This is a genomic window from Fimbriimonadaceae bacterium (assembly GCA_023957775.1).
Lineage (GTDB): Bacteria > Armatimonadota > Fimbriimonadia > Fimbriimonadales > Fimbriimonadaceae > JAMLGR01.
Genome location: JAMLGR010000004.1, coordinates 15,804 through 35,636 on the forward strand (window position 1 = coordinate 15,804; position 19,833 = coordinate 35,636).

The following is a 19,833-nucleotide window of genomic DNA, read 5'->3' on the forward strand; positions in this document are numbered from 1 at the left end:
GGGAGCTTACCGGCGACGGGGGCACGGGTACGATGAGCCGTGATCGGGATACAGGCGGGCGCGGCGTTCGTGCTGTGGGTCGCCTATGGGATGTTGCTGTGGCGCCGATCCACCACGATTCGGGAGCGGGTCAGCCAAGGGACGCGGACCGTCCGGGCCCTCAAGGCGGCCGGCATGTTGTTCGGCGGGGCCGCTATGCTCTTGTCGGGGATGCTGTGGATCGACTCGGCGGGCGGATTCGGCAAAGCTGGAATGACTCCGTGGGCCTGGGCCGCCGTGACGGTGTTGGGCCTGGTGTTTGTCCACCTGCAGACCGTGGCCGGCGCAACGGTCGTGGTGTTGGCCCAGGAGTCCGTAACGGAGGAGGCGCGTTCGGCGTCCATCAAGCGTCAGGAGTTGGAAGATGCGAGGAAACGCGATGGTTAGAGTGTTGATGTTGGTGATGGCGCTTGTCGCCGCGGCGTCGGTGGCGGCTCAACCGGTCAGTCAAGAAGAGCGGGCCAAGCGGAGCGATGAGATTCTCAAGAAGATGCGCCAGATGGAGCTGGCGAACCAGATCCTCCCGCTGGTGATGACCAAGGAACAGCTCAAGCAGATCCTCCCACCGATCGAGAAGGCCCGTGCCAACGTGCGCGATCTGCAGAACGAGGAGTTCGAGACGATGCGCAAATTCGAGGAACGCCTCGACACCGCCATCAAGAACGCCACCGACAAGGGGCAGCTTCCCGGACAAGCGCTCTTGGTGGAGATGAACCGGCTCCTGATGGCGTTTTCGCTCAAGCGGCAGGCTGCCGCCTCCGAGAACGTGACCACCGTCCTGGACGTCCTCAACAAAACCCTGAACGCCGGCCAGCTCAAAGCCGCCGCGAACTCGCTGGACCTCAAGCTGTTCGATCCTTCGGTGAAGCCGGAAGAGCTGACCGAGACGGCGAAGGTGCGATTCTATGTCGGCCAGGTATTGCTCGATCCCCTCGCCTACGACCTGCTCGTCAAGATGAGCATGTAGCTTCGGCTATCGTTCGGTTGCGGCCGCGGCGATCGCCTCCGCGTAGCGAAGGCTCGCGCCCGCATTCTCGGCGATGAAGTTCGCGGCGGCTTGGCCGATCTTCCGGCGGCAGGCGGGGGCTTCGATCAGCTCTCGGATCGCGTTCGCAAGTTCGCCGGGCGTTTCGCAGACGCGTGTCGCGCCTGCTGCCTTTGCCGCCGCGGCCACCTCGGCGAAGTTCTGCATGTGGGGGCCGTGCAGGACCGGCTTGCCCAGGGCGAGCGGCTGGAGCAGGTTCTGCCCCCCGTGGTTGGCGAATCCCCCGCCGATCACCACGATGTCCGCCACGGCGTACACCTTCGCCAACTCGCCGTACGTGTCCAGCACCACGTAGCAGCCGCCCTCTCCCTTCGAACGCAACGCGACCTTGCCGAAGCGCGCGCGCACGGCTTCGGCGAGTTCGGGGACGCGCTCGAGATGCCGCGGCGCGTGCACGACCGCGACGCGGGATTCGCCCAGTTTCTGGATCGCCTCCAGCACGAAGGCCTCCTCCTCTTCGCCCCGCGTCGAGCCGATCACGACCACCGGCCGATCCTCGGGAAGATCCAACTCCCGCCGCCAGGCCTCCCGGTCCACATCGAGCGCGTCGAGGGCCTGGTCGAACTTGGCATTGCCCAGCCGGTGGGCGGTTCGGGCTCCCAGCGAGAGAATCCGCTCCACGTCCTGCTCGGTTTGCATCAGGCACTGGTCCACGTACTTCAACAGGCTCGCGTAGAACCAACGGAACCGCTTGGAGCGCGGGTAGCTCCGGTCGCTGATGCGCCCGTTCATGAGGATCGTCGCGGCGTCGAACTCCTTGGCGGCCCAGAGGAAGTTCATCCACAGTTCGGTTTCCATGATGGCGACGACCTGCGGCCGGACGCGCGACATGGCGGCGAGTTGAAAGCGGGGAACGTCGATGGGGAAGTAGACGAGGTGGTCGACCCACTCCTTGGCCTGCTCGCGAGCGGTCTGGTGCCCGCTGCTCGTGGTGACGCTCAAGACGATTTCGTGCGAGGGAAGGAGGCGCCGGACCTCGCGCAAGATCGGGAGGCACGCAACGACTTCGCCGACGGAAACGGCGTGGATCCAGATCCTCTTGGCCCCTTTGTCCGGCTTGAGGGGCAGGTCGCCCTGCCTTTCGGCCCAGTTTGGCTTCTCCGCACGGCGTGCGCTTCGCACCAGCATCCACGGCACCCAAAGGGGGGAGAGAACCGTGAGCAGGAAGTTGTAGAGCAGGAACATGGAGGCTACGTCCTATGGTGGCACAGCCGCCAACGGTATTCTGCACCCATGTCCAAACCGTTGGTCGGCATCATCATGGGCAGCAAGAGCGACTTGGACACGATGCGGCCCGCGAGCGAGGTCCTCGCGGAGTTCGGAGTCGAGTACGAGATGCAGGTGGTCAGCGCCCACCGCACACCGATGAAGATGGTCGAGTATGCGAGCGCGGCCCGAGGTCGGGGGCTCCAGGTGATCGTCGCGGGTGCAGGCGGCGCGGCCCACTTGCCCGGCATGGTCGCCTCGCTGACCACGCTCCCGGTGATCGGGGTGCCGGTCCCGACGCGCGCCCTTTCGGGGCAGGACTCGCTCTACTCGATCGTGCAGATGCCCGCCGGCGTGCCCGTCGCGACCGTGGGGATTGGAAACGGGCGCAACGCGGGCCTCCTCGCCTTGCGCATCCTCGGCGTGACGGACAAGGCCATTGCGGGCAAGCTAGAGCAGTTCTGCCAGAGCCAACAGGTGTTGGTCGCGGAGATGAACCGCGAGCTGGACGCGTTGAAGGGCAAGTAGAGGGGCGGGGGACACGCCCGATGAACGGGCGTGGCACGTGTTGGGTCGCACCTGTTAGCCTCGGGATGGGGCGGGGACTTCGAAGGGTTGGCCCGTGATGCGCTCGTACGCCTCGCGGTACTTGTCGCGCGTCTTCTCGACGATTTCCGGGGGCAGCGTGGGGCCTGGCGGGCGTTTGTCCCACGTGAGGGTCTCGAGGTAATCGCGGACGAACTGCTTGTCGTAGCTCGGCTGTGGTCCGCCCGGTTTGTACAGGGAAACGTCCCAAAATCTGGAACTATCCGGCGTCAGGGCTTCGTCGATCCAAAGGAGGCCGTCGTCGGTCTCTCCGAACTCGAACTTCGTGTCGGCGAGGATCAGGCCCTGGTTGGCCGCGTGCGCGCTCGCCCGGCGAAACAGCTCGAGCGTCCAATCCCGAACCGTCTCCGCGGTTTCTCGTCCCACCCGGTCCACGGCCTCGTCGAAGGAGATGTTCTCGTCGTGCCCTTCTTGGGCCTTGGTGGCCGGGGTGAAGATGGGCTCGGGAAGCGCGCCGCTCTCGAGGACGCCCGGAGGCAGGTCCAGGCCGTGGATGCGTCCGCCGTGGGCGCGGTACTCCTTGAACAGCGAGCCGGCAAGGTACCCGCGTGCGACGCACTCGATGGTCAGGGGGCGCGCCTTCTTGGCAAGGGTGGTGCGTCCGTGAAGCTCCGGATCGTCGTAGCCGATTCGGCGGGCAATGACCCCGTCGTCGGTGCTCAGCACATGATGTGGACATACGTCGCCCAAACGATCGAACCAGAAGGCGCTCATCTGGTTGAGGATGCGGCCCTTGTCGGGAATCCCGTTGGCCATCACGACGTCGAACGCCGAGATGCGGTCGGTGGCGACGATCAGAAGGGAATCGCCGAGATCGTACACCTCGCGGACTTTCCCCCGTCGGGGTTCGCCCAGGCCGGGAACGAACGTGCTGAGCAGTTCGGGCATAGGGGGAGTTTACTGGTTTGTGGCTTGTGGTTTGATGGCCCCGGCCGGAGCTTGTCGAACTCTCGCGAGGAACCGATCGAGGGCCTCGAAATAGGTGTCGGGGTGGATCCAACGGCCCTCGGAGTGGCCGCAGCCGCCCAGCCACACCAGCTCGCTTTGGTGGGCGGCAGCCTCGTTTCGGCGCGCTTCGGAGGGCAGAGCCAGGTCGTCCGCGTCCCCGTGAAGCAGCAAAACGGGTTGTTTCAGGGTTGCGAGCGCCGACGCGACGTCCACCTTGCGGGGACGGACGCGCAGCATCGGCAGGGCCAGGAGGACGGTCGGGGCCAGCACGACGGCGAGGACCGGCCCGCCGAGGAACCGCCACCAGCCGAACATCCCCGACAGGAGCGTCGAGTAAGCGCTGTCGAGCACCAATCCGTCCACCAGCTCGGGGGCCTCCGCGGCGGCGAACGTCGATGCCGCGGACCCCATGCTGCTGCCAAGGAGGATCACCTTGGCTCCAGGGCATCGCCCGCGGGCCGCGTCGATGCCCGCCCGCACGTCGGCGCGTTCCAGGTACCCGAAGCCACACATTTTTCCGCCGCTGCGCCCGTGGGCGCGCAAATCCAACAAGAGGCAGGCGATTCCGCGTTGGGCCAGCCAAACGGCCTGGGGAACGAGTTCGCTGCGGTTCATCATGTACCCGTGTGCGATCACCGCCACCACCGGGGCGTTGGGGACGTCCACCCACCAGCCGCGCAGGGTCACGCCGTCGCGAGTCTTGAGCGAAATCTCCTCCTGCGCGACTCCCATGGCTCCGGGTGAAAGGAAGATCGGCGTGCGGAAGGGCCTGGCGCTGAACCAGGCGACGCCGGCGAGCACGGCGACATAAAGTGCGAGGATTGCGATCAACCAGGCCATGGGAGGGTGCAGGGTTCGACTACTTTTGCTAGAATGGGACGTTCGATGTTCGCACTGAACTTCTATTCCGACCTTTACGGCGACGTTTTGCGCAACAACCGCAAGACGGCGACGATTCGCCTTGGCGACAAAGCGGACAAGTACAAGGATGGCATGCTTGTGTGGGTCACGGTGGGACCGCGGTTCGCCCGGCGCCAAAAGCTGTACACCGCGATCATCGACCGGGTTGAGACGAAGACCATCTCCGACCTCTCGCCGCGCGACATCGAACGCGAAAACCCCGAATTCCGGACGCAGGAAGATGTGATCGCGATGCTGGAGCGCATCTACGGCGACTTCATCACGCCGGAGCACAAGGTCACGGTCATCTACTTTTCCCGCGTGGACGACTAGGTCCGAGGGACCCCATTGCCGCCCGGAAGGTCTCCCGGCGGATCCCCGAACCCCGACAAACGACCACCGACAAGCGACTACCGAACACCGCCGCGACCCAGCAACGCGGCTGCCTTCGACTTGATCTTCCCGTTTGCCCCGTTGGAGACGAGGAACTCGAGCGCCTCTCGGGGAGTCGCTTCGCTGTAGAGAGGGAGGGCGTCGAGCGCGGCTTCCACCTCACCCGCATTCGGGGAGTAGAGGCTGGGGAGCATCGAGCCGAGCTGGCCCTTCAGCGTCTCGTAGCCTTGCGGCTTCTTGAGCAGGCCCTTGAGCGCCGCCGTGCGCACGTCCGACGACGAGGCGTTCAGCGCTTGTCCGAGCACCTTCGCGACGTGCGCCTTGTCGTCGGAGTCTCCGGAAAGCAGCTTCGACAACTCCTCCGGCATCGAGCCGAGCCAACTGGCCAACTCCTTGCCCTGATTGCGCTCGAGGACGCTGAATCCCCAGCCCAGAGTGGAATCCGCCATCCCCGCGCCCGCGAGCAGCTTGGGGGCGAAAAGCTCCTTGCTGGCGTAGTCCTTGGCCTCGAGGCCACCCAGGTCCGCGATCTGCTGGAGGCCGGTGAGATACTGCGCCGCGCTGATTTCTGGGAAAAGGCGCTTGTTGATTTCGTCGAGGCCCGCTTTGTTCGTGTAAATCCACAACCGAGCCTGATCCCAGGGACCACGGATGCGGGAGCCTGCGGTGAGATCCATGAGCCCCGCGAGCACGGGGTCGTTGTTTCGGTAGGGCCGGTAGCGCACGCCCGCCGCCGGCTCCTTCTGTTCCATGTTCATGCAGTGCGTTCGGAACTGGCCTTCCAGAACGTAGCTGGGGTCGATCGAGGCGAACGGGCTGAACGTCATCCGCATCTGCACGGGCGCCCAGTTGGTCATCGTCTGGTAGCCGGGCTTGTCGGGAATCCAGAGCGTCCCGCCCGGGAAGGAGCCCGTGGCTTCACCAATGCAGTTCGGGAACTGCATCGGTTCGATCTTCCACTGAAGGGAGTTCATGTCGGTGCCGCCGACCGACGTCGCGTCCAACAACGTTTGGTAGGAGGACAAGTTCACCGAGCCGAGCAGCTCTGCGGTCAGCGGAGCGGGCTTAACGGTGTTGAGGAGCGCGCCGAGGGCGTCTTGGCCGTATTTGGGTCCGCCCACGTTGAGATCGATCGGGTACGTGAATTTGCGGGTGGGAAGATAGCTCAAGCCAAGAAGCCTATGGTCCGAGCCGTAGAGGGCCCCCACGCCCACATCCTTCAAAACCTCGATCGTCTCGATGTCCGGGATCGTGCCGGGAACCGGGTCCGAGTAGAACTTCTGGCTGACGGGGTTGGGATCGAACCGATTGACGTAGCCGAGTGTGAGGGGATTGCCGCGAATCGAGTCGACCACGGGTCCAGAGTTGCCCACCGTGTACTCGCGGTTGATCTGGTACTGGCCGGTGACCGTCAGCCTCTTGGATCCGTATTCGAAACGAGTCCATCCACCCGGTTGGGCGCCCGCACCAAGGGTGACCGGGTGGGGACCTTCCAGCAGGCTGCCGACGCCTCGCATCTGATCGCCGAGCATGTCCCCGCGCATCGCCGCCGTTCGCGCCGGCTCCGGCAACCCCGGGGTGAGCCGGGCGATCTCCTCGAATGTCCGCCCCGCGCCTGCGCCGGCTTCGAGTTGGTCCGCGACGATGACCGATACGGGGCTTTCCGCGCGTGCCAGGACCGACCGGGTGCCGATGAGGACACCGTCGTTCGGGTCGGACAGATGGATGGTTCCTTCGAGCCGATAGCGTACGCGGGTCTCCAATTCGCCGTTTCCCGAGGGGTCGGGCACCTTCTCCGTGAACGTTCCCAAATCGCGGCTGGGCAACGCGACGGTGTCGGGACCGAGGTCCTTGGGGCCGGACGGGGCCAAGGAAAGGGCGCAAACGAAAGCAAGCATCATGGTGGGTTCTCCGAGGACATTCTAGGAAGTTGTGACGTGCGATGCAAACCGCTCAGCGGTTCTTGAGCCGAACCACGAACCGCAAGGCGCTCCACGTGGCATCGATGGCGCAAACCTTGTTGTCCACAAGTCCGGTGGCGAGTCCGACCTCGCGCACCAGGCCGTCCGAGAGGTCGGTGGGGATGCCGGAGGCCTTCTTCGGCCACGCGATCCAGAGCCCGCCTGTGGTCGCCAACGCCGCGACGGCAAGGTCGAGCACGCCTTCAAGAGCCGTGAGCGAAGGCACGAAGAGGAGGAGGATATCGAACTTCTCGGCGCCCTCGGTCAGCGTTTCGGCGAGATCCACACCATCCGGCAAAGGCGTCAGATCGGCGGGGAAGGTGGGGGGAGGGTTGTGCAGGGCCACACGAGAACCCGCTTTGATCCCCAGCTTCTTGGGAAGGGGCGTGCCGGAGTAGCCTGCCATGCATCGTCCCAATACGGCCCAATCTTGTCGTTTTCCTGCATGAATTACGGAAAAGGTGTCCTATCATGAGGTGGGCCATGGCGAATTTCGATTTGCGCGCCGAGTTGGTTCGGCGACAGGTATACGGATCCAACATCCACGCCGTCGTGGACGTGATCGAAGCCAACGGAGACCGTTGGACGATGAACTGTGAGCTCGAAGAGGTGGGTTCGCCCTCCATGCGCACGTCCATCGGCGGCGAGACCGAAGGGATCGACTACCTCAACACGCGCTACGGCCCGCGCTCCTTCAGCCAAGCGGTCGTCCAGGCCGTGCTGGACGCGCCGGAAGGTCCCTTCGAGCAGCCCTCCTTTTAGCGAACGTTCGTCGTTGATCGTTTGTCGTTCGTCGTTTCTCCTTCGGGTGCGTCTTTCCGTCGTGCTGCGTCGTCACTCCCTGTAGACCCGGTGCGAACCGGAGGTTATCCCTATGGAGTACTCAACGATGCGACCCGAGAACCTGTTTGAGAACCAGGCGACGATCAAGGTGCTGGGAATAGGCGGCGCAGGCAGCAACGCCGTCAACCGCATGATCCAAGAGGGTGTCATGGGCGTGCAGTTCGTGGCGATGAACACGGATGCACAGGCGCTCAACCTCTCCTACGCACCCCGCAAGCTCCAGCTGGGCGAGAGCCTCACGCGCGGTCTGGGCGCGGGCGGCGATCCGAGCGTCGGGGAAAAGGCGGCGCACGAGAGCGAGAAGGAGATCGAAGCCGAACTGGAAGGTGCGGACATGGTCTTCCTCACGGCGGGCATGGGCGGCGGCACGGGCACGGGCGCCGCACCCGTGGTGGCCGAGATGGCGCGCCGCAAGGGGATTCTGACGGTCGGCGTGGTCACCAAGCCCTTCCTGTTCGAAGGGCCGAAGCGGCGACGCTTGGCCCAGGAAGGCGCCGACCGGCTGAAAGAGCACGTGGACACGTTGATCACCGTTCCCAACGACCGGCTCCTCAGCGTCGTGGAGAAGCGCGCGACGATGCAGCAAGCGTTTGCCGAGGCCGACGATGTGTTGCGCCAGGGCGTGCAGGGCATCAGCGACATCATCTTGCTGCCGGGCCTGATCAACGTGGACTTCGCCGACGTGAAGACCGTCATGTCGAACGCCGGGGTCGCCCTCATGGGGCTCGGCAAGGGTGTGGGCGAGCAGCGCGCTCGGCTCGCCGCGCAGGCCGCCGCCACGTCGCCGCTGCTTGAGACGAACATCCACGGCGCGACGCGGCTGCTGATCAACATCACGGCCGGAGGCGACTTCAGCATTGGCGAGGCGCACGACGCGATGGAGTACATCCTCCAGTTCGCCGACTCCGAGGATGCAGACATCATCATGGGACACGTGATGCGGGACGGGCACGACGGCGAAGTGCAGATCACGTTGCTCGCCGCAGGGATGGACCCCGCGCTGGAGTCGCAGCCTGCCATGGACGCCGAGGTGTTCTTCCAGCAGCCGTCCACGCCGGCCGAACGGGCGCCTTCGCAGGCCGCCCCCAAGGTGGAGCCGATCCAGCTCGACGAGATCGATCTGGACATTCCGACGTTCCTTCGCCGCCAGAAGATGGGCGGCTAGACGCTTTCCAAACCAACCCCCGCAGTCACGAACTCGGGAAACACTGGTCCAACACTCGGCCCCGCGTCACCGCGGGGCCATTTTTTTCATGGGGGTGTGGAGGGCCTACTCCACCCAGTCGGCCACGAAGATGTCGGTTTCGTGGTTCGAGCCGCCGCGGTTGCTGGCGAACACGAGCTTCTTGCCGTCGCGGCTGAACATGGGAAAGCCGTCGAATTCGGGGCTGCGCGTGATGCGCTCCAGGCCATGGCCGTCCACGCCGATCATCCACAGCTCGAATTCGCGCCCCTTCGGGTCGCCGAAGTTGGAGGAGAAGATGATGCGCTTGCTGTCCGGAGTGAGGAAGGGGGCGAACGACGCGCAGTCCAGATCGGTGATCTGGCGCTGGTTGCGGCCTTCGCTGTCCATCAGCATGATCTCGAGCTTGCTGGGCCGCACGAGGTGCTTGTCGAGCAGGTCATGGAAGTCCTTGGCCTCGGCCGGGGTGTCGATGCGGTCTCGGCGGTACGTGATCCACTTGCTGTCCCAACTTACAAACGGCCCGCCGTCGTAGCCCTCGTGATGGGTGAGGCGCCGCACCCTGGTGCCGTCGAGGTTGGCGCGGTAGATCTCCAGGTCGCCTTCCCAGGCGCCGGTGAAGGTCATGTACTTGCCGTTTGGCGCGATCGTGGTCTCGGCCAGATACTCGTTCTTATCCATGATCTTGGTGAGGCCCGTGCCGTCCACGTTCACCCGGTAGAGGCTGAACTGGGGGTTCACCATCCAGACGTAGCCGAGACTCATGTCCAGCGAAGGCTGGGCGCCCGGATTCTTCTCGAACGTGCTGCTGAAGTAGATGAACTTGCCGTCCGGGGTGAAGTAGCTGCACGTGCACCGCCCCTTGCCCGTGCTGACGAGCCGCTTGCCGCTGCCGTCGGCGTTCATCACGTAGATCTGCTCGTCGGGGTAGTTCGGCTGGCGGGATTGGAAGACGATCTTGGTGCCGTCCACGCTCCAGTACGCCTCGGCGTTGTCGCCGCCGAAGGTGAGCTGCCGCACGTTGCGCAGGTGCTTCTCGCCGGGGGTGTTGGGGAACGCCTTCGAGTTCGGCCAGGTGGCCATCGGGTTCTGCGCGAAGGCAAGGAGGGCAATCGTCGTCGCAAGCATCATGGGTTGAACGTACCCTTACGCGCGGCGGGCCGGTTTGACGGATCTAACGGCGATTGGTCTCCAGTGGCGATGGCGTCGCGGCCTTCACCTGGCCCATGCTGGAGGGGTACCCTCCAAGGGCCGCTGCGCGCCCTCGTAGCTCAGTGGATAGAGCGCCTCCGTCCTAAGGAGGGCGTCGGGGGTTCGATTCCCTCCGAGGGCGCCAACCTCCAGAGTGTCCACGCGCCAAACTGGGGCATGGAATTCCATGTGCTGGTGCGCGAGCCCGCGGCCGAAGTGCGCGAGGCGGGACTTCTGGTGCTGCTTCACGGCTACGGGGCGGACGAGAAGGACCTGATGGGGCTCTCGCCCGCGCTCGATCCCTCGCTGCGCATTCTCAGCGTTCGCGCCCCCCACCCCACGCCGATGGGCGGGTACGCGTGGTTCGGCATCGAGTTCGACACCGAGATACGCTCCTACGACCTCGATCAGGCTGCGAGCAGCCTCGACGATCTCGTGGAGTTCCTCTCGGAGTTGCGCCGCGAGGTAGCGGGTCCGATGGCGATCGTCGGGTTCAGCCAAGGGGCGATGATGGCCTTTGCCGCGGTGGCCCGGCAGCCCGAGCTTGCAGGTTCGGTGGCCTTGATGAGCGGCAAGGCGCTCGACTCGCTGCTTCCCGCGGACCCACCCCAGGGGTTGGACGCCGTGCGGTTTCTGATCCAGCACGGCACATACGACCCGCTGGTGCCCGTCGAGAACGGACGCGAGCTCGACGCCCTGCTCACGCGATGGGGGGTGGACCACGAGTACCGCGAGTACGCGATGGGACACGCGGTGTCCGCCGAAAGCCTCGACGATCTGGCGCGGTGGCTGGTCGGGCGGCTGGAGGTCCCGACCGATTGATGCGGGTTTTGCCGCTTGGCCGTCCAACAGCTAGATGTTCCTCGCTCCCATCCTCGTCGCCCTGACCCTCGCCGGCCCGACCTATCGGGAGCGGTTTCCGCTGCCCGATCTCACCGTCCCGAGCGGATGGGGTGTGAACATCCACTTCACCGACCCCAAGCCCGGCGAGATGGAGAAGCTGCGCGCCGCCGGTTTCAAGTGGGTGCGGATGGACCTCCTGTGGCACGCGGTGGAGCGGAAGCGGGGGGTGTACGACTTCAAGGAGTACGACCGCCTGATGGGCCATCTGCAGCGAGTCGGCGTCCGGCCCGTGTTCATCCTCTGCTACGGAAACGAATTGTACGGTTCCGGGGCGCCACGGAGCCCGGAAACCCGCGGGGCGTTCGCCCGCTTCGCGCTCGCCGCTGTGCGCCACTTCCAAGGGCGGGGGGTGGTGTGGGAGCTTTGGAACGAGCCCAACCTCTCCAAGTTCTGGTCGCCCCATGCCGATGCGGCCGAGTACGTGGCGCTTGCCCGCGTCGTCGGGACGGCGCTGCGCCGGGGCGCGCCCGACGAGTGGTTCGTGGGGCCTGCGGTCTCCGGTTTCGACTGGCCGTTCCTCGAAACGTGCTTCGAGGGGGGTTTGCTGGACCTTTGGGACGCGGTGACCGTCCACCCCTACCGGCAATCGGCACCCGAGACCGCGGGCGCGGACTGGCGGCGCCTGCGCTCGGTGATGGGGAGGCATACGGCGCGCGACGTGCCCCTCCTGAGCGGCGAGTGGGGCTACTCGGAGCGTTACCCCGGGCAGAACGCGCAGACCCAAGCCGACTACGCGGTGCGCCAGTACGTGGCGAACCTCGCCTCGGGTGTGGCGATGTCGATCTGGTACGACTGGAAGGACGACGGCTCGGACCCGCTCGAGATCGAGCACCATTTCGGCACCGTCGCCACCGACCTCCGCGAGAAGCCCGCGTACGAGGCGATCCAAGCCGCGGCCAGGCGCCTGGACGGCCTCAAGTTCGACCGCCGGCTGCCGGGCGGACGGACCCTTTTCGCTGGCGCAAAGCCCGCGCTGGTGGAGGTGGCAAACGGCGCCCCCGAGATTCGCGACCCGACCCCTGCCGAACGGGAGGCGCTCGAGATCCCGGTGCCCGGCCCGGAGGTGCGCGTGGCCGACGACGCCGAGGTGCGGCGCATGCTGACCCCTTCGCGTGCGGCTCTCCGCCCGGGGCAGGTCCTCGAGCTCCGAGTCCAGGGGAGCGACGGCCAGTGGCCGGCACGCCCGGATGCCGTCCTGACTCCCGGATTGAGGGAACCGATCGCCGCGACGGTCGTCGACCGGGGAGCGGAGGCGGTTCGCGTGAGGCTGGACCGCGTGTCCGCCCAGGGTCGGATTCCCGTCTACGAGGGGTATTGGGTTCACGCGCACCCCGTCGAACTCCACGTCTTTCCAGGCGCGGGGCCGGACGAGCTTGAGGTGAGGCTGAACGCGCTCGGCGGTCCGACGCAGGAGACGCTCACGGTCGAGCTTCGCATCGGCCAGGCGCTACGGACGAAGGAGGTGCGGGTCGGTCCCGAAGGCGGCTCGGCCGTCTTCGAGTGGTACCCGTGGGAGACGCGCTCGCCCCTCTCGGTGTCCGTACGGGACCCCGGGGGGCGCATCGTTGCCCGGCAGGAGCCCTTGCGCGCCCAGCCCGTGCCTCTGGGGCCGGCATCGGGGCTCGTGCTGGTGGCGGAAGGGGATCCCAAGGTGGATTCCACGGTGAAGTTGGTGCGCGCCGCGCCCCCCGGGGGCGGCCCGAGCGGTCCCGCGGTACGGCTCGACTACCGGTTCGACCCGGGGTGGAAGTACGCGGCGCTGGTCGCGTCGAAACCCGAGCCGCTGGCGGGCGAGCCCGAAGCGATGGCGCTTTGGGTTTACGGGGACCGTTCGGGCGACTTCCTCCGCATGCGCTTCGAAGATGCGACCGGCCAGACGTTTCAGCCGGACCTCGGCGCGATCGATTGGCAGGGTTGGAAGCGGTTGACGGTCTCGCTCAAGGGCGACAAGGCGGGCCGTTGGGGCGGCGCGAACGATGGCGTCGTGCACCTCCCCATTCGAATAACGGTCCCCGCTCTGGTCGATTCAGCCACCCGGAGGGGCGGTTCCGGTTCGATCTGGGTCGCCGGCACCTACGTCCTCGGCCGCTAGGAGTGTGGGAGTGCGCGCGCTTGCGCGCCGCCCTGAGCCCGAGCGGCGAGGCGCAGGGCGAGCCCGGCGGAGGCAAGGCGACGAGCTCCCAAAGCTACCGGAAGATCAGCGAAAAGGGGTAGGACAACAAGTGAAGGCCGGACAGCACGAGGCCCACGATGTTCAAGATCCTTGCGTTCTTCGCTTGCAGATGGCCGGCCCGTTCTCCCTTTGCGGCGAAGTTGATGCCGAAGATCCCGGCGATGATGCCGCCGATCCCGCCGATCGGGGTGCAGAGGATGCCGATCCCGGCGGCGAGGCTCAGCGCGCCCAGCACCCAGGCGATTTGTGTCTCCTGGGCGCCGCTTGTGGGCGTCTGCGTCGAGCTGTAAGAGGGGTGGGCGTAAGGGTCCTCGTTCCGCGGGATCGCGCGCAACGAGTTGAGGCCCGGCACCTGGGCCGCGGGCACTTGGCGCCCGTCTCCTTCCAGCTCGAGCAGGGTGGAGGGAGTCACCCTGCCTTCGGCGGCCCACAGGTTCAGCACATGGACATCCGCCGGCCCGTAGCGCGTTCCGTCCATCCCGATCACGAAGTAGCGGCCAGTGTTCATCGGTGGGTTGTTCGTCCTTCCATCAGCGTCGACTCGTCAGGGATACGTAGAATCACAGAAACGGGTTGAATGGAGTGGGTCCTTTGGACGCCCGGAACAATCACCATGGCACTTCGAGATCTGCAACATCGCATGAGTCGGCACGGGGCACCGGTGACGGTGGCGTTGCTCGCAGTGCTCGTCGCCTCCTTTTTGGCCGCGTGGCTCGGGGGCGGGATGCAGTGGTTGGCCTACACCACGGCCGAGGGCATGGGCAGGCCTTGGACGCTGTTCACCTACCCGTTCTACAGCACGGGCGCGGGCCAGGGGTTCCTCCTGTTCGTGATTCTGTGCCTGTGGCTCTGGGGTATCGGAGGCGATCTCGAGCGGCGACTCGGCGCCACCCGCTACCTCCTGATCTGGTTCGGGGCCACGGTCGTGGGGGCGCTGGCGGTGAGTTTGGCCGCGGCCATCATGAGCCTTCAGATGGTCGTGCTGGCCGGGACGCTCATCCCTCTGGGGGCGGTGACCGTCGCCTGGGGAGTCACCAATCCGTCGGCGATGATCCAACTGATGTTCGTCCTGCCGATCACCGGCAAGTGGCTGGCCTGGCTCACCTACGGCATCGTCGTCTTCGGGGTGGGTTCGGATACGCATGCGCCCGCCGCGGGACTGTTCGCCGCCATTCCGCTCGTACTCGCCCACTTCTATGTGCTGGGAAGGCTCCCCGGGATCTCGTTCCAGGGGTCGCGGACGGGCCCTGCCCAGCGCATTCGCAACGCGCCCAAGCAGGATGAAAGCTACTTCGACGACGTCAAACGCCGCGAAAAGGAGCGGGCGGAAAGGGAGCGGCTTCGGAAGCTGTTCGAAGGAAGCATCCAAGACGACGACGATCGATAGGGGCGCAGGCTTGGGTTTCTTGTGTTAGGCTAGGGAATCGATGGATCGCACCCTGATTTTCGCCGCCCTTGCCCTTCTCTCCACGTCCGCTTCGGCCAAGCCCCACGACCACAACTTCGACTTGCTCGACGTGAAGTGGAAGATTGCGTTCGACGAGCCCACTGCGGGCATCCGCGGCGACGTGGTCAATTTGATCCAACCCCCGAAAGGGTTGGCTGAGATTCGACTCGATTCCGTGGGCCTGAAGATCGCCGCGGCGGAGATCGACGGCCAAAAGGTGGCTTGGAGGCAGGAGGACGAGGAGCTCGTCCTCACCGTGCCTCCCGCGCTGCAGAGCGGGAAGCGATTGGCGGTGCACCTGGTGTATTCGGGCAACCCCGAAGGCGGCGTGTACTTCGTTCCCGATGCGCGCGCCTACCCCTCCAAGACCGGCATGATCTACACGCAAGGGGAGCCCGAGGACACGCGCCACTGGCTGCCCACGGTCGACCACCCGTACGACAAGGCGACCACCGAAGCGTTCATCGAAGTGCCCGCCAACCGATATGCGGTCAGCAACGGAGCGCTTCTGGACGTTCAGGAGCGGGGAAACACGAAGACGTTCCACTGGCGGATGCTGCAACCGCACTCCACCTACCTCATCTGCTTCACGGTCGGAGACTTCGTCGAGGGCAAGGAGATGTGGAACGGGAAGCCGATCCAGTACTTCGTGCCTCGTGGACTGGAGGACCAGGGCGGGCAGGCCTTCGAGGGAACGGCCGACAACGTGCGCTTGTACAGCCAGATCACGGGCTTTCCCTACCCTTATCCGAAGTACGCCCAGACCGTGGTCGCCGACTACATGTTCGGCGGGATGGAGAACATCACCGCCACGACGCAGACGATCGGGACGCTCCATCCCGCCAGCGTCCACCCTCTGGCAGACTCCACCGGGCTCGTGGCCCACGAATTGGCGCACCAGTGGTTCGGCGACACGGTGACCTGCAAATCGTGGCCCCACATCTGGGTGAACGAAGGGTTCGCTTCCTTTCTGCCGGCGTTCTACACACGCGATCGTGACGGTCAAGACGCCTACGACATCCAGCGCTCCGACACGTTGGCCGGTGCGCTGGGCGCTTCGCAAGACATGTCGCGTTCGATGATCAAGACCGAGTACGACGCGCCGATCGAGCTGTTCGACGGGTTTGCCTACGGCGGCGGCGCCGCCCGCATGTTCATGCTGATGCACGAGCTGACCGAGCCCGTCTTTTGGGACGGCGTGCGGTCGTACCTGGAGAAGTACCGCTACCAAGCGGTGACGACGGAGGATTTCTTCCGGGCGATGTCGGATCGCACGAGGAAGGACCTGGACGGATTCCGCAAGCAGTGGTTCTACACGCCGGGAGCCCCGAAACTGATGCTTTCCCGCGTCGGTGACAAGGTGACGGTGCGTCAGGAGACGCCCGGGTTCCACGTGAAGGTGCCCCTATGGGCGCTGGACGGAAACACCTGGGTGCGTCGCAATGTGGAGCTCGACGGCGTCGCATCGGCGACGCTTGAGATTCCCGCTCGCGTGCGGACGATGCTGATCGACCCCGACGTGCAGCTCATGGCGACGATCGAGTACGACCTGGGCTACACGGTGGACGATTGGGCCGCGCTTTACGAGCATGCGCCGAATGCCGGACAGCGCGCCCGCCTGATCGCCGCGTTCCCGCAGGCGATGCGGGGGGCGCTGGCCAAGCGGCTGGTGGATGGCGAGGCGATCCCTTCGCTGCGGTCGCGGTTGATCGACGCGGTGGGGAACGATGCGACGGAGCTGCTGTTGAAGTACGCGAACAGCGAGGACCCTTTCGCGAGGCGCTCGGCCCTTCAGGCGATGGGCCGGCAGCCGCGTTCCGCCGCGTTGGAGGACGTGTTGCGCACGACTTGGGAGAGCGATCCCAACGATCTCCTGCGCCGCGCGGCCCTCGAGTCGCTGGTACGCCTCACCAACGACAAGGCGCTGGTCTTGAAGGCGCTGCAGACGGTCGGCTTCCAAGAGACGTTCCGCACGTTCGCGCTGGGCGAGCTGGTGCGGATGGACCCCGACGCCGCACGCGCCGTGGCGCTCGACTGGGTGGTCCACCCGATCAACGAAACCCTGCGTGTGACGGCGATCAACCACCTTGGGGGACTCAAGGATGCGGCGGGGCAAAGGGCGGTGTTCAACGCCCTAGCGGACGTGGCCCGCGAGCCCTCGTTCGGGGCGCGCAGCTCGGCGATCCGGGCGCTCCAGGCCTACGGCGATCCCGCGGCGATCCCGATCATCGAGCCAGCCACCCACCACGGCTTGGTCGCGATGCGGAACACCGCAGCCGGCGCCATCGCAGCCTTGAAAGGGAAGTAGCGTGTGGGAGTGCGCGAGCTCGCTCGTCGCCCTGAATCCGAGTCGGCTTGCCGCGAGCGGGTGGGTATGGGAGTGCGCGAGCTCGCTCGTCGCCCTGAATCCGAGTCGGCTTGCCGCGAGCGGGTGGGTGTGGGAGTGCGCGAGCTTGCTCGTCGCCCTGAATCCGAGCGGCTTGCCGCGAGCCGGTGGGTGTGGGAGTGCGCGAGCTTGCTCGTCGCCCTGAATCCGAGCGGCTTGCCGCGAGCCGGTGGGTGTGGGAGTGCGCGAGCTCGCTCGTCGCCCTGGAATCGAGCGGCTTGCCGCGAGCCGGTGGTGGGGGTGCGCGAGCTCGCTCGTCGCCCTGAATCCGAGCGGCTTGCCGCGAGCCGGTGGGTGTGGGAGTGCGCGAGCTCGCTCGTCGCCCTGAACCCGAGCGGCTTGCCTCGAGCCGGTAGGTGTGGGAGTGCGCGAGCTTGCTCGTCGCCCTGAATCCGAGCGGCTTGCCGCGAGCGGGTGGGTGTGGGAGTGCGCGAGCTTGCTCGTCGCCCTGAATCCGAGCGGCTTGCCGCGAGCGGGGTGTGGGAGTGCGCGAGCTTGCTCGTCGCCCTGAATCCGAGCGGCTTGCCGCGGGCCGGCCGCCGGACAAGTCCGGCGGGATTAGGGCGACGCGCAAGCGCGCGCACTCCCAGGTTGGGGCGACGCGCAAGCGCGCGCACTCCCAGGTTAGGGCGACGCGCAAGCGCGGCGCACTCCAAGGTTGGGGCGACGCGTGTGGGCGCGCACTTGCAGGTTAGTCTGCGACGAGGTACTCGGCGATCAGCAGCGCCGTGTCGTGGAGCGCGTCCACGTGCGTTCGTTCGTAGCCATGGCTGGTGTCGACGCCCGGGCCGATGAGGGCGACCTCGGCTTGGCCCCCGCCGCGCCAGTAGACGGATCCGTCCGACCCGTAGTAGGGGTAGATGTCGGTCTTGAGGTCGATCCCCACGTTCTCGGCGATGCTGCGGAGCTTCTGCGTCAAGCGCCGGCTGTAAGGGCCGGAGGAGTCCTTGACGCAGATCGTGCAGTGGAACTCGTCTCCCTGCAGCCCCGAGCCCAAAGCGGCCATGTCGACGACGACCAGCTCGGCGAGATCCGCCGGGAGCCCGTCGAGGCCGCCGTGTCCCACCTCTTCGAAATTGCTGAACTGGATCGTGCTGCGCTGGGCGGGAGTGACCGCATGGTCCTTGAGCGCCTTGAGCGCCGTCACTGCGCACGCGACGCACGCCTTGTCGTCGAGAAACCGCGACCGCACGAAGCCCGATTCGGAGTGTTCGACGCGGGGATCGAACGCCACGAAGTCGCCGACCTCGATCCCGAGCAACCGCGTCTCCTCCGCGGAGCTCGTGCGCTCGTCCAACCGCACCTCGAGGTTGTCGGCGTTGCGGGCGGCGGTGCCGGCCTCCTTGTTCACATGGGCCGCCCCGTTCTGGAACACGATGGAGCCGCGAATCGGGTGTCCTCCGGACGAGTGCACCCACACCCCTTCGCTCTCCACGGTGGGCCACATGACGCCGTTGAGGGCGGTCATCCGCAACCGGCCGCTCGGCTTGATTTCGGCGACCATGGCGCCGAGCGTGTCCACGTGGGCGGAGAGTCCGCGTGGCAGGTCCTTTCGCAACCCCTCCACGTCGGCGATCAAGGCGCCCTTGAGCGTTCGGCGGCTGCCGATGCCCAGCCCTTCGAGCTCCTGCTCCACCGCGCTGACCGCCCAATCCGTATAGCCGGTGGGGCTGGGCGTGTTGAGGAGGTCTTTCAGGAATCGCGTTAGAAAGTCGAGATCGATCTCAAATCCGGCCAAGGTGCACCTCGTGGTGCGTCCCTTTTACCCGAGACCGCCCCCGCCACCCTTGGCGTCCTTCCCTCCGATGCCTTGGAAACCGCCTGGATAGAAGGAGAACAGGAGCACCTCGCCCCCCTGGGCGAGGCCGTCCTTACGAAGGAACGCGCCGTTCGGACCGATCTGCCAGCCCCAGTTCGGCATGGCCGAGTAGACCTGGAAGACGGTCTGAGGGGAGTATTTCAAAGAGATTTGGAAGCGGCCGATGGGCCCGTGCCAGTACTCCGCGTAGGTCGTCCCGTACGCGGCCACGCGAAGCAGGTTGTCCAAGCCGCCCCGTCCGAGAGGCATCGTGTAGTGGACGCGAAGCGCGTGCGTCGCATTCGCCTTGATCGTCACGTCGGCGAGGTACACCTTCTGGCGAAACCGGGGTCCGAGGTTCGCGGTCGCGACGTCGCGCCAGTCCGGCTCCAATTTGAGGGCCGTTTTGTCCCAGGTCGCCGCGAGGGTCGAAGGCGGAACAAGGAAATCGTCGTTGGTGCAACGGCTGGTCCACGGGAACTTCACCTTCACCGCCGAATCGGCGGCGCGCGTGTTCTTCAGCAGGGTCAGCGTGTCGACCGTGACGCTCCCGTTTCCGATCGTCATCGTGACGCTGTGCGAGTCCATCCGCACCTCGGCATCGCCGATCATGCCCGGGATGCCGGAGTAGACGATGGAGTGAGGCTCGGGAACGCCTTTCGCCTGGGGGGACGCGAGGGTGCCGGCAAGGGCTATGGCTGCGAGCATGCTCATGTTTGGTTCCTACGCAGAGATGGAGGTGTGCGCTTCCGAACTCCTCTCGGCACGCCCGTCGAGCGGGTGTGGCACCCTTCGCACTCCCCACCGGGGT

Annotated in this window: 19 protein-coding genes and 1 tRNA gene; 11 read left to right on the plus strand and 9 right to left on the minus strand. The window is 66.0% G+C overall.

Annotation, left to right across the window (positions count from 1 at the left end; all coding sequences use genetic code 11):
- Positions 1–39: 39 nt before the first annotated feature.
- Complete coding sequence (locus M9921_04345) at positions 40–426, plus strand: hypothetical protein (GenBank protein MCO5296066.1); 387 nt, start codon at positions 40–42, stop codon at positions 424–426.
- The gene (locus M9921_04350; GenBank protein MCO5296067.1) at positions 419–1,006 is read left to right on the plus strand and encodes a hypothetical protein; all 588 of its coding nucleotides are present in this window, start codon (positions 419–421) and stop codon (positions 1,004–1,006) included. Before M9921_04345 ends, M9921_04350 begins: the two co-directional genes overlap by 8 nt.
- Positions 1,007–1,012: 6 nt before the next feature.
- Here M9921_04350 and M9921_04355 read toward each other — a convergent pair whose 3' ends face one another.
- Positions 1,013–2,269: a hypothetical protein gene (locus M9921_04355; protein MCO5296068.1), complete on the minus strand. Its 1,257-nt coding sequence runs from the start codon at positions 2,267–2,269 to the stop codon at positions 1,013–1,015.
- 48 nt (positions 2,270–2,317) lie between these two features.
- On the opposite strand from M9921_04355, the gene purE reads away from it, so the two are divergent.
- Positions 2,318–2,818 (plus strand): 5-(carboxyamino)imidazole ribonucleotide mutase, encoded by a 501-nt coding sequence (gene purE, locus M9921_04360; GenBank protein MCO5296069.1) that lies wholly within the window; start codon positions 2,318–2,320, stop codon positions 2,816–2,818.
- A gap of 54 nt (positions 2,819–2,872) precedes the next feature.
- On the opposite strand, the gene M9921_04365 is transcribed toward purE, so the two are convergent.
- On the minus strand, positions 2,873–3,784 hold the full coding sequence (locus M9921_04365; protein MCO5296070.1) for a phosphoribosylaminoimidazolesuccinocarboxamide synthase: 912 nt from the start codon (positions 3,782–3,784) through the stop codon (positions 2,873–2,875).
- A gap of 9 nt (positions 3,785–3,793) precedes the next feature.
- Positions 3,794–4,684, minus strand: a complete 891-nt coding sequence (locus tag M9921_04370) for a lysophospholipase (GenBank protein MCO5296071.1) — start codon at positions 4,682–4,684, stop codon at positions 3,794–3,796.
- Positions 4,685–4,729: 45 nt separating this feature from the next.
- Between M9921_04370 and M9921_04375 the strand changes: the two genes are divergently transcribed.
- Positions 4,730–5,077 carry a hypothetical protein gene (locus M9921_04375; protein ID MCO5296072.1) on the plus strand — a complete coding sequence of 116 codons (348 nt, stop codon included), beginning with the start codon at positions 4,730–4,732 and terminating at the stop codon, positions 5,075–5,077.
- A 77-nt stretch (positions 5,078–5,154) separates the two neighbouring features.
- On the opposite strand, the gene M9921_04380 is transcribed toward M9921_04375, so the two are convergent.
- Positions 5,155–7,038, minus strand: a complete 1,884-nt coding sequence (locus M9921_04380) for a hypothetical protein (protein MCO5296073.1) — start codon at positions 7,036–7,038, stop codon at positions 5,155–5,157.
- Between the two features lie 52 nt (positions 7,039–7,090).
- Positions 7,091–7,504: a hypothetical protein gene (locus tag M9921_04385; protein ID MCO5296074.1), complete on the minus strand. Its 414-nt coding sequence runs from the start codon at positions 7,502–7,504 to the stop codon at positions 7,091–7,093.
- A 77-nt stretch (positions 7,505–7,581) separates the two neighbouring features.
- Here M9921_04385 and M9921_04390 point away from each other — a divergent pair, with 77 nt between their 5' ends.
- Both M9921_04390 and ftsZ read left to right on the plus strand, forming a co-directional pair.
- On the plus strand, positions 7,582–7,860 hold the full coding sequence (locus M9921_04390) for a hypothetical protein (protein MCO5296075.1): 279 nt from the start codon (positions 7,582–7,584) through the stop codon (positions 7,858–7,860).
- Positions 7,861–7,987: 127 nt separating this feature from the next.
- Positions 7,988–9,106 carry a cell division protein FtsZ gene (gene ftsZ / locus M9921_04395; GenBank protein MCO5296076.1) on the plus strand — a complete coding sequence of 373 codons (1,119 nt, stop codon included), beginning with the start codon at positions 7,988–7,990 and terminating at the stop codon, positions 9,104–9,106.
- A 105-nt stretch (positions 9,107–9,211) separates the two neighbouring features.
- Here ftsZ and M9921_04400 read toward each other — a convergent pair whose 3' ends face one another.
- Positions 9,212–10,255: a hypothetical protein gene (locus M9921_04400; GenBank protein MCO5296077.1), complete on the minus strand. Its 1,044-nt coding sequence runs from the start codon at positions 10,253–10,255 to the stop codon at positions 9,212–9,214.
- A 129-nt stretch (positions 10,256–10,384) separates the two neighbouring features.
- Between M9921_04400 and M9921_04405 the strand changes: the two genes are divergently transcribed.
- The 3 genes from M9921_04405 (at position 10,385) to M9921_04415 (ending at position 13,310) form a co-directional block, all read left to right on the plus strand.
- Positions 10,385–10,460 (plus strand) — tRNA-Arg (locus tag M9921_04405).
- A 32-nt stretch (positions 10,461–10,492) separates the two neighbouring features.
- The gene (locus M9921_04410) at positions 10,493–11,137 is read left to right on the plus strand and encodes an alpha/beta fold hydrolase (protein ID MCO5296078.1); all 645 of its coding nucleotides are present in this window, start codon (positions 10,493–10,495) and stop codon (positions 11,135–11,137) included.
- A gap of 34 nt (positions 11,138–11,171) precedes the next feature.
- The gene (locus tag M9921_04415) at positions 11,172–13,310 is read left to right on the plus strand and encodes a hypothetical protein (GenBank protein MCO5296079.1); all 2,139 of its coding nucleotides are present in this window, start codon (positions 11,172–11,174) and stop codon (positions 13,308–13,310) included.
- Between the two features lie 94 nt (positions 13,311–13,404).
- Here M9921_04415 and M9921_04420 read toward each other — a convergent pair whose 3' ends face one another.
- Complete coding sequence (locus M9921_04420; protein ID MCO5296080.1) at positions 13,405–13,899, minus strand: DUF4339 domain-containing protein; 495 nt, start codon at positions 13,897–13,899, stop codon at positions 13,405–13,407.
- Between the two features lie 132 nt (positions 13,900–14,031).
- Here M9921_04420 and M9921_04425 point away from each other — a divergent pair, with 132 nt between their 5' ends.
- The gene (locus M9921_04425; GenBank protein MCO5296081.1) at positions 14,032–14,778 is read left to right on the plus strand and encodes a rhomboid family intramembrane serine protease; all 747 of its coding nucleotides are present in this window, start codon (positions 14,032–14,034) and stop codon (positions 14,776–14,778) included.
- 40 nt (positions 14,779–14,818) lie between these two features.
- Positions 14,819–17,146: a hypothetical protein gene (locus M9921_04430; GenBank protein ID MCO5296082.1), complete on the plus strand. Its 2,328-nt coding sequence runs from the start codon at positions 14,819–14,821 to the stop codon at positions 17,144–17,146.
- Between the two features lie 769 nt (positions 17,147–17,915).
- Here the strand turns inward: M9921_04430 and M9921_04435 are convergent.
- The gene (locus M9921_04435; protein ID MCO5296083.1) at positions 17,916–18,962 is read right to left on the minus strand and encodes a M42 family metallopeptidase; all 1,047 of its coding nucleotides are present in this window, start codon (positions 18,960–18,962) and stop codon (positions 17,916–17,918) included.
- Positions 18,963–18,986: 24 nt separating this feature from the next.
- Positions 18,987–19,736 (minus strand): hypothetical protein, encoded by a 750-nt coding sequence (locus M9921_04440; GenBank protein MCO5296084.1) that lies wholly within the window; start codon positions 19,734–19,736, stop codon positions 18,987–18,989.
- Between the last annotated feature and the right edge of the window lie 97 nt (positions 19,737–19,833).